Below are 15,468 nucleotides of genomic sequence, written 5' to 3' on the forward strand. Positions count from 1 at the left end.
CGGGCACGACGCTGTACAAGCAGGCCGTGGAAAACGGCTGGATGGAAGAGAACAAGACCATCAACCTGGTGAGCAAGGAAGGCGTGCAGCTCGCGGCGATCGGTTATGCGCATCTGTCGCGTGACGAGATCTATCACCACCTGGAGCAGTTCTATCGCCAGTTCTATTTCCGGCCGTCGAAGATCTGGGAGATCGTGCGCGAGATGCTCACGAGCTGGGACATGATGAAGCGGCGTCTGCGCGAAGGCGTGGAGTTCTTCCGCTTCCTGCGCGCACACGAGGCATGATGGACCGCTCGTCTCACGATGCGCGCGCGCTCATCTTCACCGCCGACGACTTTGGCCTGCACGAGCGGGTCAATGCGGCGGTAGAGCGCGCGCATCGCGAGGGCGTGCTCGACTGCGCGAGCCTGATGGTCGCCGCGCCCGCCGCGGCAGACGCCGTGGCGCGGGCGCGCCGCACGCCGGGTTTGCGCGTCGGGCTGCATCTGGTGCTGGCGGACGGCGCGGCCATGCTGCCGCGCGCGCAGATTCCCGCGCTCGTCGACGCGCAAGGGCGTTTCGGCGACAACATGGTCCGCGACGGCGTGCGTTTCTTCTTCCTGCCGCACGTGCGCAGGCAGCTCGCGAAGGAAATCCGCGCGCAGTTCGAAGCGTTCGCGGCGACCGGGCTCACGCTCGATCACGTGAACACGCATAAGCATTTTCATCTGCATCCCACGGTGCTCGCGCTGATCCTCGAGATCGGCCGCGACTATGGTTTGCGCGCGATGCGTCTGCCGCTCGAAGCAGGCGCGCCGTTCGCGCTCAAGCCTTGGCTCGCGCTCGTGCGCGCGCGGCTCGCGCGCGCGGGCGTCGCGCACAACGACTACGTGGTCGGCATCGCGAAGACGGGCGCAATGGACGAGGCCGCCGTGCTCGACGCGCTCGCGCATCTGCCCGCCCAGGGCGTGGGCGAGATCTACTGCCACCCGGCGCTTGCCGATGATGCGCACGAAGGGCCCATCACGCCGTCGATGCAGACGTATCGCCATGCCGACGAATTCGGCGCGTTGATCTCGCCTCGCGTGGCTGCAGCGCTCGCGCAAGCGGGCGTGCGCCGGGGCGGCTTCACCGACGTGTTCTTCGGCGCGGCTTCGGGCTCCGATCCCGCTGGGTCGCGCGGCCCCGAGGTGCAGGTGTCATGAAGTGGCTGCAATGGCTGGGCTTGCCGGTCGGGATCGCCATCCTGATCGGTCTCGTCGTCCATAACGGCGCGCACGACGTGCTGCGCGTCATTGGCACGGCAGGCCCGATGCTGCTCTGGCTCGTGCCGTTCCACGCGCTGCCGCTCCTTCTCGACGCCCAAGCGTGGCGCCTCCTGCTCGACAAGCGCGCATCGCTCAGCTTCCTTTTGTGGACCGCGACCGTGCGCGAGGCCGTGAACCGGCTGCTGCCCGTGGTCGGTGTGGGCGGCGAACTCGTCGGTATTCGTCTCGCGCGCTGGAAGGTGCGCAATGCGAGCCAGGTCACGGCTTCGGTGATCGTCGAGGTGTTCGTGACGATCGCCGTGCAATACGCGTTCTCGGCGCTCGGCGTCGTGCTGATCGTTGCGGCGACCGGCGACGGCGGTTCGCTGCGCACCATCGTCACGATCTCACTGGCGCTCGTGCTTTCGGCGCCGCTGCCGATGCTCGCCGTGTTTCTGGTGCGTCGCGGCGGCGTTTTCCATGCGATCGAACGCTGGGCCGCGAAGCTGCTCGGCGCCGACAATCCGCTCATGCTCGGCATCGACGGCAAGCAGCTCGATGCCGATCTGGACGCGCTGATGTCGCGCACGGGCCTCATGTTTCGCGCTTTCTTCTGGCAGCTCGGCGGCTACATGCTCGGCGCGTTCGAGACGTGGTGGGCGCTCTCGCTGCTCGGCCATCCGGTGACGGTCGGCGACGCGCTCGCCATCGAGGCCATCACCCAGGCCGTGCGCCATGCCGCCTTCATGGTGCCCGCCGGTCTCGGCGTCCAGGAAGTCGCTGTGGTGCTGCTCGCGCAACTCTTCGGCGTGAGCCAGGACGTGGCGTTCTCGCTCGCGCTCGTCAAGCGCATGCGCGAAGTGGTGTTCGGCGTGCTCGCGCTGCTCTCGTGGCAGGCCGCGGAAATCGTTCGCACGCGGCGCACATTGCGCCATGGCGCGCAGGCCGCTCTGCAACCCGCCGCGCAGTCTGGAGACGCGCTGCCCGCCGCGGCGAGCGTGTCCGCACGCGCGCCCACCTCGAAGCGGGACTCTCAGCACGATCAGGTCCATTGACGGTACATTGTGGACATGTCGATGCGCGCCGGTTCGTCGCGCGTCGACGCAAGCCCATGTTGATGCGTTAGCAAGGACATGAAGCCCGTGTTTTCACTCACGCGTTCGCTCGCGCTCGCGTGCGCCGCCACGGCGGCGTTCACGCTTTCCGGCTGCGACGATCGCCAGTTCGATGCCATGCTCGACACCATCCGGCAGGGATTCAAGGCGTTCTTCGATTCCGTGAAGCCCGACGCGCTGCTGCTCAAGGGCCTCACGCCCGGCGTTTCCACGCTCGAGCAGGTGCGCGAGCAAATGGGCAAGCCCGAGACCGAGCGCGTGTTCGACGACGGCTCGCGCCGCCTCGAATATCCGCGCGGCCCGCAGGGCCTCAAGACCTGGATGGTCGACATCGGTCCGAACGGGCGGCTCGTCGCCATTACTCAGGCGCTTACTGCGGAAAACTTCGCGAAGATCCGCGCGGGCATGAGTGAGGACGAGGTCCGGCGATTGCTCGGTAAACCTGGGCAAGTGGCCGGCTACCGCTTGAAGAAGGAGACGGTGTGGAGCTGGAAGTGGCTGGAAGGGGGCGTGACGCCCGAAGCGTATTTCAATGTGCATTTCGGACCGGACGGGCGGGTCACGACGACCTCGCGCTCGGACGTGATCCGCGGTCGCTGATTCGGTTGACCCAGTTGACCCGGGGCCACGCAAGGAGGCGCGCATGATGAACCGGCGACGGCCCAAGCGTGTGGGACTCGTGCTCGGCGGCGGCGCTGCGCGCGGCTGGGCGCATATCGGGGCGATTCGTGCGCTCGAGGAAGCGGGCATCAAGCCCGACGTGGTGTGCGGCACGTCGATTGGCGCGCTGGTCGGCGCCGTGTACGCGAACGGCGATCTCGACTGGCTCGAGGACTGGGTCGGCAAGCTGACCTGGCAGACCGTGGTGCGCCTGCTCGACTTGCGTTTTTCGGGCGGGCTGCTCGGCGGGCGCAAGGTGATCGAACTTTTTGCCCACCAGTTCAACGGCCGCTCGATCGATGACCTGAGGCTGCCGTTCACGGCGGTCGCCACCGAACTCGACACGGGGCGCGAAGTCTGGCTGCGCGAAGGCGGCGTGGTGGACGCCGTGCGCGCTTCGATCGCGATTCCCGGCATCTTCACGCCAATCTGGCATGACGGCGTGTGGCTCGTCGATGGCGGGCTGAGCAACCCGGTGCCGGTGTCCGCCGCGCGTGCGATGCGCGCCGACACCGTGATCGCCATCGACCTCAATCACGACATTCTCAACGGCCGCGACCTGGGTGGCGCGATCGACACGATGCCGCGCGAACTACCCGTGGAGGCGAGCGACGCGGCAACGGCGGCATCGGCTGCCGTGGCGGCCAGCGGTGGCGCCAATGGCGCCGAAACCAGCGAGGCGGCGCCTGAACCGCTCCTGCGCCGCAACGGCAAGCGCTTCCCGCGCTGGCTGCAGCCTGCCGGCCCCGGCGCGGCGGGCGGCCCGGACGTGCGCGTCGCGCCGCCGCCCAGCACGCGCGTGCCTTCCGTGTTGAGCTCGGTGGCCCAGAGCATCGACATCATGCAGGTGCGCATTACGCGCAGCCGCCTTGCAGGCGAGCCCGCCGACGTGCTGATCCAGCCGCGCCTGGGCGGCATGGGAATCTTCGACTTTCATCGCGCCGCGCCCGCCATCGAGGAAGGGCGCGCGGCAGTGCAGTACATGATGCCGGCCATCAAGGCGCAGCTGGGGCTGGACTAGGGCGGTTCTAATACGCGCTTCTAGCTACAGCTCCAGAATGCCGGCGACGGCGAATTTCGCCGCCTCGAGTTCCTCGGCTGTCGCCGTTTCGCCTTTGTGCCGCCAGACTCTGCCTGCTAGCGAAAGCGTGGTGATCTGGTCGGCCATCGCGACGCAGGGCCTGGCAAGGCCGCTGATCGGGATTTCCGACTCCCACCCGTGAATGGTGCTGCTGATGGGCAGCCCGACGAAGCGGCCCGTGAGTTCGTTGAACTCGGCGTCGGTGAGGACGAGGGCAGGGCGATAGCCGTCCTGTTCGCTGCCCGCGCCCGGCCCGACGTTGAGCCAGAGGATGTCGCCTGCGTCTGGTGTTCCGTTCTTCATGCGTTCCTTACCATGGGTCGAAACGCGTGGGGTCATCGGGTCCGCCGATTTCGGTCCCTTGCGGCTGGCCGAAGTCGATGAGCGGGTGTGGCTCGAGCTTCCTCTCGCGCAATTGCTGCAAATAGCGCTCACGCGAGAAGCGCCGGATCGCCGTATGCGGGCGAACCGTGAGCGACCCATCTTCGACTTCCACCTCAACTTCCTGCCCCTCCGTCAGCGACAACTTGCTGGCAAGGCTGGCCGGAATGCGCACCGCAAGGCTGTTTCCCCAACGCTTCAGGGTTTGTATCGCCATTTCGTCCTCGTACTGAATTAGCCGTCTGGCCAATAACGTATTGAGCTTGATGTCCATACCTGATCGCGGTGTATCTACGTGGTTGATACAGTCCCGATGCTAGGCTTCGAATATGTATGTGTCAACGCGTTGATACGCGTAGTTTCGCGGCGCATGTACGCAGATCAAGGAATGCCGTCCCCGTCCTCAGTCCATCGCCGCGACCCACACCCAGCCGTGCTGCGAGCGGCGTAGCGCCGTCACGGAAAGCGGTGCGATTTCGATCGAGCGAAAGCTCGATGACGGCGCGCCCAGCGCGTGAAGGATCGCCGCCCGAATCACGCTCGCGTGCGTGAAGGCGATCAGGTTGTGGCCCGCTTCGGGCACCGTATCGAGCCAGCCGCCGACGCGCGCGCGGACATCGTCGAACGATTCGCCGCCGCCTGGGGGCCTGAAGCCCGGATCGCGCGTCCAGGCCGCAAGGGCTTCGGGCGCTTCACGCGCGAGATCCGTCAGGCGCCGGCCTTGCCACGCGCCGAAGGCGGTTTCCGCGAGCGCGTCACCCGTTGTCGCCCCCGCGAAGCCTGCAGCGCGTGCGCTCGCGCGGGCGATCGACGCGGGACTCGTGAGTGCGCGCGGCGCCTCGCCATGACGATGACCGCCGGCCAGCCGCGCGTGCCAGCGCTCGCGCCATGCGGCAAGCGCCTCGAGTGCGCGCGCGTCGAGCGCTTCTTCGGCGTCATCGCCCGGTACAGGCACTTCAGGCACTTGCGGGAATGTGCCCGAGCGCAACGCGGCATTCGCCGCATGGCACACCAGCCAGACTGTCGTCGACATGTGTTTCCTTTCTCGTCACTACTCTTTGGCTGACATCCGGGCCGCGGCCGGCCGCGGCAGCGCGTAGAATACAGGCTCCACGACACGCGGAAGCCGGTGCAAGTCCGGCGCGGTCGCGCCACTGTAACTGGTTGCCGTCGAAAACATCGAAGCAACGGAAGTCAGACCTGTGCGTCGTGAACCACTCTTTCAACGACTAGCGGGGCGCGTAACCCCAGGAGAAGTCAGCATGTCCGAAACCACTTTCCCCTTGCAGCACGCTCCGGCCGCGCCGGCGCCGATTCCGTTGCGGGAGATCCTGCCCTGGGCGATTTTCGGCGGCCTGATGCTGCTGCTGGCCCTGTACTTCGTGGGCGCCGAGGAAGGCGCAACCTCGATCGTTCCGGGCATGTACGTCCACGAATTCGTTCACGACGGCCGCCATCTGCTCGGCTTCCCCTGCCACTGACCGGGAGCTGAATATGGTTGGCAAGTTGCTGGTACGCGGCATGCTCGCAGGCATCGCCGCGGGACTCCTCACGTTCGGCTTCGCGAAGATCGCGGGCGAGCCCCAGGTCGATCAGGCGATTTCCTTCGAGGAAAAGCTCGACGCCGCAAAGGGTGAGGCACCCGATCCCGAAATCGTGAGCCGCAAGACCCAGGCGAGCATTGGTCTCTTTACGGGCGTGATGGTCTATGGCGCGTCGATCGGCGGCCTCTTTGCGCTCGTCTTCGCGTATGCCAATGGCCGCGTGGGGCGTCTTTCGCCGCGCGCGCTCTCGGTCTGGCTCGCGCTCGCCGCATTCGTCGCGATCTACATGGTGCCGAACATCAAATATCCGGCGAATCCGCCCTCGGTCGGCGACCCGGAGACGATCGGCTATCGAACCGGACTCTTCTTCCTGATGATCGCGATCTCGATCGCCGTGTCGGTGTTCTCGCTCAAGGTGCGCGCCGCGTTCGTGCCGCGTCTTGGCGTCTGGAACGCGTCGATCGTGGCGCTCGTGCTGTTCGTCGTCGTGATCGGCGCGGTTCAGCTCGCGCTGCCGACGATCAACGAGGTGCCCGCTGCCTTCCCGGCCGTGCTGCTGTGGAAGTTCCGCACGGTGTCGATCGGCATGCAGCTCATCCTCTGGACCACGATCGGCCTGCTGTTCGGCGCGCTCGCCGAAAAGCTGCTCGGCGCGAACGCCCGTGCGGGCAGCGCACGCGGCACGCAAACGCGCGCCGCTTAAGCCCCCGCTGGGGTCGCCGGCGCGCACGCCGCGCGCCTATCGAAAAAGCGACCCCAAACTTGCGTAAATGCCCCGCGCGCCTCGCGTGCCGGGGCATTTTTTTTCGCCTTTCAAAAGCATCGCGCCCGCGGCTGCGTGGGCCTGATTCGCACGCGTCCATGCGCCGCACCGCAATGCTGCACTGCAATATCCGCGCCGCGCTAGTTTGAGCAATCCATTTTGCACTGAGACGATCCGCGCCAGTTCATCGGTTTCAGCGGCGCCCACGTGCCGCGCGAGGCCGCCCGAAACGACAAAACAACTTTGTTCCGGAGACGCGCGTGATCCTTTACGGCTTTGGCCCGGTGCTGCTCGCCGGCACGATCCAGACCATCGAACTTTCGCTCCTCTCGCTCGCCGTGGCCGTACTGCTCGGTCTCGCGGGCGCGGCGGCCAAGCTCTCGTTCAACCGGCCGCTCGCGGCCGTGGCGACCGCCTACACGACGCTGATCCGCTCGGTGCCCGACCTCGTGCTGATGCTGCTGCTCTTCTACAGCATCCAGATCGGCGTGAACGAGGCCACCGACGCGCTCGGCATGGCGCAGATCGATATCGATCCGTTCGTCGCCGGCGTCGTCACGCTCGGCTTCATTTACGGCGCGTACTTCACCGAAACCTTCCGCGGCGCGTTTCTCGCGGTGCCGCGCGGCCAGCTCGAAGCGGGCCACGCCTACGGCATGAGCGGCGCGCGCGTGTTCGCCCGCATCCTCTTTCCGCAGATGATGCGTTTCGCGCTGCCCGGCATCGGCAACAACTGGCAGGTGCTCGTCAAGGCGACGGCGCTCGTCTCGATCATCGGTCTCGCCGATGTCGTGAAGGCAGCCCAGGACGCGGGCCGCAGCACCTTCAACCTGTTCTTCTTCCTCGTGATCGCGGCGCTCATCTATCTCGCGATCACCACGCTCTCGAACTTCGCGCTCGTGTGGCTCGAACGCCGCTATTCGGTGGGCGTGCGTCACGCGCAACTCTGAGGAAAAGGCCGTCATGAACGAAATCATTCAGCAATTCGGGCGCGCGTTCCTCTACTGGGACGGCGAGCATGTCTCGGGTCTCGCGATGACGCTGTGGCTGCTCGTGATCTCCGTCGCCTTCGGCTTCGTGTGCGCGGTGCCGCTCGCCGTGGCGCGCGTCTCGAGCCGCCGCTGGGTCTCGCTGCCGGTGCGCTTCTACACCTACGTGTTTCGCGGCACGCCGCTCTACGTGCAGTTGCTGCTCATCTACACGGGCGTGTACAGTCTCGCGTTCATCCGTTCGGAACCGCTGCTCGACGCGTTCTTTCGCAGCGGCCTGAACTGCGCGGTGCTCGCGTTCGCGCTCAACACCTGTGCGTACACGACGGAGATTTTCGCGGGCGCGATTCGCGCGACCACCCACGGCGAAGTGGAAGCGGCGCGTGCCTACGGCATGAGCCCGTTCACGATGTACTGGCGCGTGATCCTGCCTTCGGCGCTGCGCCGCGCACTGCCGCTGTACAGTAACGAAGTGATCCTGATGCTGCACGCGACCACGGTGGCCTTCACCGCGACAGTGCCCGACATCCTCAAGGTCGCACGCGACGCCAACTCGGCCACCTACCGCTCGTTCGAGTCGTTCGGCCTCGCGGCGCTGATCTACTGTGCGGTATCGTTCGTGCTGGTGGCCGCGTTCCGCCGCGCCGAAAAACGCTGGCTCGGCCATCTCGCCGTGCGCACCCGCTGATTCACCGGAAACTGGAGACCATCTTGGCTCAGACGCAATCCTCAGATAGCAAGCTCGTCGCGCGCGACATCCACAAGCGCTACGGCGACAACGAGGTGCTCAAGGGCGTCTCGCTCGACGCGAAGAAGGGCGACGTGATCAGCATCATCGGCGCGAGCGGCTCGGGCAAGAGCACGTTCCTGCGCTGCATCAATTTCCTCGAGAAGCCGAACGCGGGCGAGATCGTCGTGGACGGCGAGGCCGTGCGCACGAAGGCGGGCCGCAACGGCGACCTCGACGTGGCCGATCACAAGCAATTGCAGCGCATCCGCACGAAGCTCGCGATGGTGTTCCAGCACTTCAATCTCTGGTCGCACATGAACGTGCTCGAGAACGTGATGGAAGCGCCTATCCACGTGCTGGGCGTGCCGCGCAAGGAAGCCGAGGAGCGCGCGCGGCAGTATCTGGAGAAAGTGGGCCTGGCACCTCGCGTGGAGAAGCAATATCCTTCGCATCTTTCGGGTGGCCAGCAGCAGCGCGTGGCGATTGCGCGTGCGCTCGCCATGCATCCCGATGTGATGTTGTTCGACGAGCCGACTTCGGCGCTCGACCCCGAACTCGTGGGCGAAGTGCTCAAGGTGATGCAAAAGCTTGCCGAAGAAGGCCGCACGATGATCGTCGTCACCCACGAAATGGGCTTCGCGCGCAACGTCTCGAATCATGTGATGTTCCTGCACCAGGGGCGCACGGAGGAAGAGGGCGCGCCCGCCGATGTGCTCGGTGCGCCGAAGAGCGATCGTCTGCGCCAGTTCCTCTCGGGCAGTCTCAAGTAAGCGGCGCGGTTCGAATCGCGCTTTCGTTTTATTGCCTTCGATGGTTCGTCAAGCCGTTCCCCCTTCTGCTTCCGTTCCGGCCGCCGCGCCAGGCGGCCAGGCGCCGCTCGCGCGCGCCGGCCGCACGACCCAGGTGGCGATCGTCGCGCTGCCGCCCGTTTCGATGTCGGGCGTTGGCCCCATCGTCGACGCGCTCAATCTCGCCAACGAGATCGACGGCCGCGCGCTGTACCGCTGGCAGATGTGCTCGTGGAACGGCCGCCCCGTGCCGCTCGCGGGCGGTGCGCAATGGCCCGCCGACTGCGCATTCGGCGACGCCGTTGCAGCTGACTGGCTCATCGTCGTCACCGAGCGCTACCAGCAGTTCGCCGACTACCGCCTCTTTCTCGCGAGCCTCGCGCGCGTAGGGCAGCGCACGCCGCTCGTCACGGGCATTCACCATGGCATCTGGTGGCTCGCGATGGCGGGGCAGTTGCAGGGCTACCGCGTGGCCGCGAACTGGGAAACCTTCCAGCAGTTCGCCGAGCAGTTCGAGCGCACCATCGTCACGCAGCACATCTACGAAATCGACCGTGACCGCGCGACCTGCTCGGGCGGTCAGGCCACGCTCGACTTCATGCTTGCGATGATCGGCCGCGACCACGGCCCGGAACTCGCCGAGCGCATCGCCGACGCGCTGGGCGCAAGCACACTGCGCAGCGGCGACGAGCGCCAGCGCATTCCGTTCGTGACCGCGCCCGGTGAGCGGCACCCGCGCCTGAACGACGCGCTCAAGCTGATGGAGGCGAATATCGAGGACCCGCTCACGACCGACGAGATCGCGAATCTCGTGGGCGTATCGCGGCGGCAGCTCGAGCGGCTCTTTCGCCAGTACCTCGGCGCAATGCCGTCGAAGTATTACCTGGGCCTGCGCCTTGCCAAGGCGCGCTCGCAGTTGCAGCGCACCAGCAAGTCGGTGGTGCAGATCAGCCTCGCGTGCGGTTTTTCGTCGGCCGCGCATTTTTCGAATGCGTATCGCGAGCGCTTCGGCGTGACGCCGCGCGAGGATCGCCGCAACTGGATCGAGCGCCAGCACGGCGGGGCTACTGCCGAGCCGCGCGCGGGCGCGCTCGTGGAGCCGCCGGAAGTTCAGTGAGCGTAGCCGCGGCGCAGTACACGCCGGGACCTTGCAGGTTCCGTACGAAAAAACGCGTCGCGCCTGCGCAAGACGTTTGCCGCGAGCTTGCCTACACTGCACAAGTGTCGACGGGACTTGGCGCTCGAGCGCTTAGTCCCGTCCCATGCAAAGCCACCTGAGCGAAAGGGCACGGCCCCAACGCACACCGACCCCGAATTCGACACGCACTGAGTAAAAGAGGAATCACCATGAACGACCAGACTGTGAGCCGCAAGACCTTCGACGAAGTGATGGTGCCGTGTTTCTCGCCCGCGCCGTTCGTGCCGGATCGCGGTGTCGGCTCGCGCGTGTGGGACACCGAAGGCCGCGATTACATCGACTTCGCCTGCGGCATCGCGGTGACCTCGCTCGGCCACGCGCATCCGGAGCTGCTGCGCGTGCTGCAGGAGCAGGGCAGCAAGCTCTGGCACATCGGCAACGGCTACACCAACGAGCCGGTGCTGCGCCTCGCGCGCCAGCTCGAAGCGCTGACGTTCGCCGACCGCGCGTTCTTCGCCAACTCGGGCGCGGAGGCCAACGAGGCGGCGCTCAAGCTCGCGCGCCGCGTCGCGTTCGATCGACACGGCGCCGACAAGTTCGAGATCGTCTCGTTCACACAGTCGTTCCACGGCCGCACGTTCTTCACCGTGAGCGTGGGCGGCCAGCCCAAGTACTCGGAAGGCTTCGGACCCGTGCCGGGCGGCATCACGCATCTGCCATACAACGACATCGAGGCGGCGAAGCGCGCCATCGGCGCGCAGACCTGCGCCGTGATCGTCGAGCCGGTGCAGGGCGAGGGCGGCGTGATTCCCGCCGATCCCGCGTTCCTGCACGCGCTGCGCGAAGCGTGCGATGCGCACGGCGCGCTGCTGATTTTCGACGAAGTGCAAACGGGCGTGGGTCGCACGGGCCACTTCTACGCGTACGAAGATACGGGCATCACGCCCGACATCCTCACGACCGCCAAGGCGCTCGGCAACGGCTTCCCGATCGGCGCGATGCTCACGACCGAGGCCATCGCCGCGCACTTCAAGGTGGGCGTGCACGGCACGACCTATGGCGGCAATCCGCTGGGCGCCGCGCTTGCGGGCAAGGTGGTCGAGCTGGTGAGCGATCCGGCGGTGCTGGCGGGCGTGCGTGCGCGCGGCGAAGCGATTCGCGACAAGCTCGCGAAGCTCAACGAGCGTTTCGACATGTTCAAGGAAGTGCGCGGCAAGGGGCTTCTGATCGGCGCCGAACTGAATGCACGCTTTGCGGGCCGCGCCAAGGACTTCAACGCGGCGGCCGCGAATCGCGGCGTGATGATGCTGATTGCCGGGCCGGATGTGCTGCGCTTCGCGCCTTCGCTCATCATCCCCGAAGCGGATCTCAACGAAGGCTTTGCGCGCTTCGAGCAGGCCTGCGCAGATGTAATCGGCGCACGCTAAGTCGCAACCCAGCCGCAACCCAGCGCACACACAGGATCGACGATGCTATTCGTTCGCCCCGCCAGGCTTTCCGATCTCGACGCGATCGCCCACATGGCGCGCACCGCGCAGCCGGTGCTCCACTCGCTGCCGCACGACCGCGCGGCGCTGGAAGCGCGCATCGCGCTTTCTGAAGATTCGTTTCGCGCGGACGTGGACTTCCCCGGTGAGGAGTTCTATCTGTTCGTGCTCGAAGATTCCGCCACGGGGCGGCTCGTCGGCACTTCGAGCATCGTGGCGGCGGCCGGCTACGCCGAGCCGTTCTACGCGTTTCGCAACGACGCGCTCATTCATGCGTCGCGCGAGTTGCACGTCAATCGCAAGATTCACGCGCTCACGATGTCGCACGAACTCACGGGCAAGAGCCGACTCGCGGGCTTCTACATCGAGCCAACTTTGCGTGGCGACGCCGCTGCACATCTCATGTCGCGCGCGCGCATGATGTACGTCGCGATGAACCGCCGGCGCTTCACGCCCGAAGTGTTCTCGCTGCTGCTCGGCGTGACCGACGAGACGGGTGCCTCGCCCTTCTGGGAAGCCGTGGGGCGCAAGTTCTTCGGGCGCGATTTCAAGGACATCGAACTCGCCTCGGGCGGACGCAGCCGCACCTTCATCGCGGAGGTCATGCCGGCTTATCCGCTTTATGTGCCGCTGCTGCCGGAACCGGCGCAGCGCGTGCTCGGCGAGCCCGATCCGAGCGCCTTGCTCGCTTACGAGATCCATCTGGAAGAAGGCTTCGAGCCGGATCGTTACGTCGATATTTTCGACGCGGGCCCGGTGCTGACCGCGCAGGTGGACCGCACGGCCTCGGTCGCCGGCAACGAGACGCGCACGGTGCGTGAAGTCGCGGGCGCAACGAACATGGAAGGCGCGGCGTATCTCGTTGCGAGCCAGCGCGCGGGCGAGTTCCGCTGCGTGCTCGCGACGCTGCCCGAAAGCGAGAAGGGCGCGGGCATCATCGCGCCGCTCGATGCGAGCGCACGCGCCGCGCTCGGCGTGCAGGACGGCGAGCCGGTGCGTTGTGCGCCGCTCTATCGCGCCACCCCGCAAACAGAGGATGCTTATATGGGAGACGCACAATGATCGTGGTACGCGTCGTGCAAACGGGCGACGTGGACGCGCTCGTCGCGCTCGCCCAGGAAACGGGCCCCGGCCTCACCACCTTCAAGCCCGACCGCGAGGCGCTCAAGGCGCGCATCGAGCGCGCGCGGCGCACGCTCGCAGGCGAAGCCGCGCCGCGCGAAGCCGGCTACTTCTTCGTGATGGAAGACACGGCCACGGGTGACGTGGCCGGCGTTTGCGGTATCGAAACGGCTGTGGGACTGGAGCAGCCGTTCTACAACTACCGCGTGAGCACGGTGGTGCACGCAAGTCAGGAGCTCGGCATCTGGACGCGCATGCGCGCGCTCAATATCTCGCACGATCTCACGGGCTATGCCGAAGTGTGCTCGCTCTTTCTTTCGCCGCGCTATCGCACCGGCGGGGTGGGCAGCCTGCTGTCGCGTTCGCGCTTCATGTTCATCGCACAGTTTCGCGAGCGCTTTCCCGAGCGCCTATGCGCGGAGTTGCGCGGCCATTTCGACGCGGAAGGCACGTCGCCGTTCTGGCGCGCAGTCGGTTCGCACTTCTATCAAATCGATTTCAACGCTGCCGACTACCTGAGCTCGCACGGACGCAAGTCGTTCCTCGCAGAGCTGATGCCGCGTTACCCGGTGTACGTCGAGCTGCTGCCCGAGGAAGCGCAGGCATGCGTGGGCCTCACGCATGCCGACACGATACCCGCGCGCCGCATGCTCGAAGCCGAGGGGCTGCGTTACGAGAATCACGTCGATATCTTCGATGCGGGCCCGGTGCTCGAATGCCATATCGGCGACCTGCGTACGGTGCGTGACAGCGTGGTCGTGCCGGTCGAGATCGGTGAGGCGCGTGCCGAAGAGGGTGTGCGCTCACTCGTATCCAATACGTCGCTTGGCGATTTTCGCGTGGGTTTCGCGCCGGGCGTCGTGCACGACGGCGTATTCACGCTGAGCGCGAAGGAAGCGGCGGCGCTGAACGTCGCGGCGGGCGATACGGTGCGCGTGCTCGGCCCCGCAGCGAAGCAAAAACAGGGATGAACATGAACGAGCTTTACATCGATGGGCAATGGTGCGCGGCCTCGGGCCCCGCGTTCGCTTCGCGCAACCCCGGCACGGGCGAGGCCGTGTGGAGCGGCAATGCCGCGAGCGCCGACGATGTCGATCGCGCCGTGAACGCCGCGCGCCGCGCATTCGCCGCGTGGGCGCAAACGCCGCTCGAAGCGCGCTGCGAGATCGTGAAGCGCTTCGCCGCGCTCGTCACCGAAAAGAAGGAAACGCTTGCCCAGGCCATCGGCCGCGAGACCGGCAAACCGCTCTGGGAAGCGCGCACCGAAGCGGCGTCGATGGCCGCGAAGGTCGCGATTTCGATCACCGCTTATGGCGAGCGCACCGGCGAGAAACGCGCGGCGATGGCCGACGGCGTGGCGGTGCTGCGCCATCGCCCGCATGGCGTCGTCGCCGTGTTCGGTCCGTACAACTTCCCGGGCCATCTGCCCAACGGCCATATCGTGCCGGCGCTGATCGCGGGCAATGCCGTGGTGTTCAAGCCTTCGGAACTCGCTCCGGAAGTGGCGCGCGTCACGGTCGAACTCTGGCGCGAAGCCGGCCTGCCCGCAGGCGTGCTCAACCTCGTGCAGGGCGAGCGCGACACAGGCATTGCGCTTGCGAATCACAAACAGATCGACGGGCTCTTCTTCACGGGCAGCTCTGATACAGGCACGCTACTGCATCGCCAGTTCGGCGGACGGCCCGAGATCGTGCTCGCACTGGAAATGGGCGGCAACAATCCGCTCGTCGTCGCGCCGGTCGACGATATCGACGCCGCCGTGCATCACACGATCCAGTCGGCGTTTCTTTCGGCAGGGCAGCGCTGCACGTGCGCGCGCCGCATTCTCGTGCCTGCCGACGCATTCGGCGAGCGCTTCCTTGCGCGCTTCGTCGAAGTGAGTTCGCGCATTACGGTAGGCGAGTACGACGCCGATCCGCAGCCCTTCATGGGCGCCGTGATTTCGGCGCGCGCGGCGGGCAAGCTGATGAGTGCGCAGGCACAGTTGCTCGAGCGCGGCGCACGCGCCTTGCTGCCGATGACGCAGCGCGACCCGGCGCTCGGCTTCGTGACGCCGGCGATTCTCGACGTGACAGGCGTGGCCGATCTGCCCGACGAGGAGCACTTCGGGCCGCTCGCGCAGATCATCCGCTACGCGGGTTTCGACGACGCCATCGCGCAGGCCAACAATACGGCGTACGGCCTCTCGGCGGGTCTGCTCGCCGACGACGAAGCGCTGTGGCAGCGTTTCACGCGCGAAATTCGCGCGGGCGTGGTGAACTGGAACCGGCCGACCAACGGTGCGTCGAGCGGCGCGCCGTTCGGCGGTGCGGGCCGCTCGGGCAACCACCGGCCGAGCGCGTACTACGCCGCCGACTACTGCGCCTACCCGATGGCCTCGGTAGAAAGCGCGCAACTGCAGATGCCCGCGAGCGTATCTCCGGGTCTTCACTTCTAAGGAAC

17 protein-coding genes and 1 pseudogene are annotated in these 15,468 nt (G+C 66.5%); 15 read left to right on the forward strand and 3 right to left on the reverse strand.

Translation table 11 applies throughout. The features are described from left to right. The 5 genes and pseudogenes from E1N52_RS18155 to E1N52_RS18175 form a co-directional block, all read left to right on the forward strand. A pseudogene (locus tag E1N52_RS18155) lies at nucleotides 1-287 on the forward strand (hopanoid biosynthesis associated radical SAM protein HpnJ); the annotation flags it as partial. Beyond that, nucleotides 287-1,186, forward strand: a complete 900-nt coding sequence (gene hpnK / locus E1N52_RS18160) for a hopanoid biosynthesis-associated protein HpnK (RefSeq protein ID WP_133184143.1) — start codon at nucleotides 287-289, stop codon at nucleotides 1,184-1,186. The pseudogene E1N52_RS18155 and the gene hpnK, both read left to right, overlap by 1 nt. Then, nucleotides 1,183-2,283: a lysylphosphatidylglycerol synthase domain-containing protein gene (locus E1N52_RS18165; RefSeq protein WP_133184144.1), complete on the forward strand. Its 1,101-nt coding sequence runs from the start codon at nucleotides 1,183-1,185 to the stop codon at nucleotides 2,281-2,283. The genes hpnK and E1N52_RS18165 overlap by 4 nt, the downstream gene beginning before the upstream one ends. Before the next feature lie 177 nt (nucleotides 2,284-2,460). Continuing rightward, a complete protein-coding gene (locus tag E1N52_RS18170; protein WP_246089127.1) occupies nucleotides 2,461-2,943 on the forward strand; it encodes a hypothetical protein in 483 nt (160 codons plus the stop codon). A 43-nt stretch (nucleotides 2,944-2,986) separates the two neighbouring features. Further along, the gene (locus E1N52_RS18175; RefSeq protein WP_133184146.1) at nucleotides 2,987-4,024 is read left to right on the forward strand and encodes a patatin-like phospholipase family protein; all 1,038 of its coding nucleotides are present in this window, start codon (nucleotides 2,987-2,989) and stop codon (nucleotides 4,022-4,024) included. Between the two features lie 24 nt (nucleotides 4,025-4,048). On the opposite strand, the gene E1N52_RS18180 is transcribed toward E1N52_RS18175, so the two are convergent. The 3 genes from E1N52_RS18180 to E1N52_RS18190 all read right to left on the reverse strand — a co-directional run bounded on the left by E1N52_RS18180 (nucleotide 4,049) and on the right by E1N52_RS18190 (nucleotide 5,498). Continuing rightward, complete coding sequence (locus tag E1N52_RS18180) at nucleotides 4,049-4,387, reverse strand: type II toxin-antitoxin system PemK/MazF family toxin (protein ID WP_133184147.1); 339 nt, start codon at nucleotides 4,385-4,387, stop codon at nucleotides 4,049-4,051. 7 nt (nucleotides 4,388-4,394) lie between these two features. Beyond that, entirely contained in the window at nucleotides 4,395-4,739 is a 345-nt protein-coding gene (locus E1N52_RS18185) for an AbrB/MazE/SpoVT family DNA-binding domain-containing protein (protein ID WP_246089119.1), read from the reverse strand. 129 nt (nucleotides 4,740-4,868) lie between these two features. Beyond that, nucleotides 4,869-5,498: a histidine phosphatase family protein gene (locus E1N52_RS18190; RefSeq protein ID WP_133184148.1), complete on the reverse strand. Its 630-nt coding sequence runs from the start codon at nucleotides 5,496-5,498 to the stop codon at nucleotides 4,869-4,871. 229 nt (nucleotides 5,499-5,727) lie between these two features. Here E1N52_RS18190 and E1N52_RS18195 point away from each other — a divergent pair, with 229 nt between their 5' ends. From E1N52_RS18195 to astD, 10 genes are all read left to right on the forward strand, one after another. Next, on the forward strand, nucleotides 5,728-5,946 hold the full coding sequence (locus E1N52_RS18195; RefSeq protein WP_133184149.1) for a CbtB domain-containing protein: 219 nt from the start codon (nucleotides 5,728-5,730) through the stop codon (nucleotides 5,944-5,946). A 13-nt stretch (nucleotides 5,947-5,959) separates the two neighbouring features. After that, entirely contained in the window at nucleotides 5,960-6,712 is a 753-nt protein-coding gene (locus tag E1N52_RS18200) for a CbtA family protein (RefSeq protein ID WP_133184150.1), read from the forward strand. Between the two features lie 320 nt (nucleotides 6,713-7,032). Then, nucleotides 7,033-7,722, forward strand: coding sequence for an ABC transporter permease (locus E1N52_RS18205; protein WP_133184151.1), 690 nt, complete (start codon nucleotides 7,033-7,035; stop codon nucleotides 7,720-7,722). Between the two features lie 13 nt (nucleotides 7,723-7,735). Then, nucleotides 7,736-8,449 carry an ABC transporter permease gene (locus E1N52_RS18210; protein ID WP_133184152.1) on the forward strand — a complete coding sequence of 238 codons (714 nt, stop codon included), beginning with the start codon at nucleotides 7,736-7,738 and terminating at the stop codon, nucleotides 8,447-8,449. Between the two features lie 20 nt (nucleotides 8,450-8,469). After that, nucleotides 8,470-9,261, forward strand: a complete 792-nt coding sequence (locus E1N52_RS18215) for an ABC transporter ATP-binding protein (RefSeq protein ID WP_425468087.1) — start codon at nucleotides 8,470-8,472, stop codon at nucleotides 9,259-9,261. A gap of 163 nt (nucleotides 9,262-9,424) precedes the next feature. Continuing rightward, the gene (locus E1N52_RS18220) at nucleotides 9,425-10,396 is read left to right on the forward strand and encodes a GlxA family transcriptional regulator (RefSeq protein WP_246089128.1); all 972 of its coding nucleotides are present in this window, start codon (nucleotides 9,425-9,427) and stop codon (nucleotides 10,394-10,396) included. Between the two features lie 230 nt (nucleotides 10,397-10,626). Beyond that, a complete protein-coding gene (locus E1N52_RS18225; protein WP_133184155.1) occupies nucleotides 10,627-11,844 on the forward strand; it encodes an aspartate aminotransferase family protein in 1,218 nt (405 codons plus the stop codon). Nucleotides 11,845-11,886: 42 nt separating this feature from the next. Beyond that, complete coding sequence (aruF, locus tag E1N52_RS18230) at nucleotides 11,887-12,966, forward strand: arginine/ornithine succinyltransferase subunit alpha (protein ID WP_133184156.1); 1,080 nt, start codon at nucleotides 11,887-11,889, stop codon at nucleotides 12,964-12,966. Then, nucleotides 12,963-13,997, forward strand: coding sequence for an arginine N-succinyltransferase (astA, locus tag E1N52_RS18235; RefSeq protein WP_133184157.1), 1,035 nt, complete (start codon nucleotides 12,963-12,965; stop codon nucleotides 13,995-13,997). The genes aruF and astA overlap by 4 nt, the downstream gene beginning before the upstream one ends. 2 nt (nucleotides 13,998-13,999) lie before the next feature. Further along, entirely contained in the window at nucleotides 14,000-15,463 is a 1,464-nt protein-coding gene (astD, locus tag E1N52_RS18240; protein WP_133184158.1) for a succinylglutamate-semialdehyde dehydrogenase, read from the forward strand. The last annotated feature ends 5 nt before the right edge of the window (nucleotides 15,464-15,468 follow it).

This window comes from Paraburkholderia guartelaensis (assembly GCF_004353905.1).
Classification (GTDB): Bacteria; Pseudomonadota; Gammaproteobacteria; order Burkholderiales; family Burkholderiaceae; genus Paraburkholderia; species Paraburkholderia guartelaensis.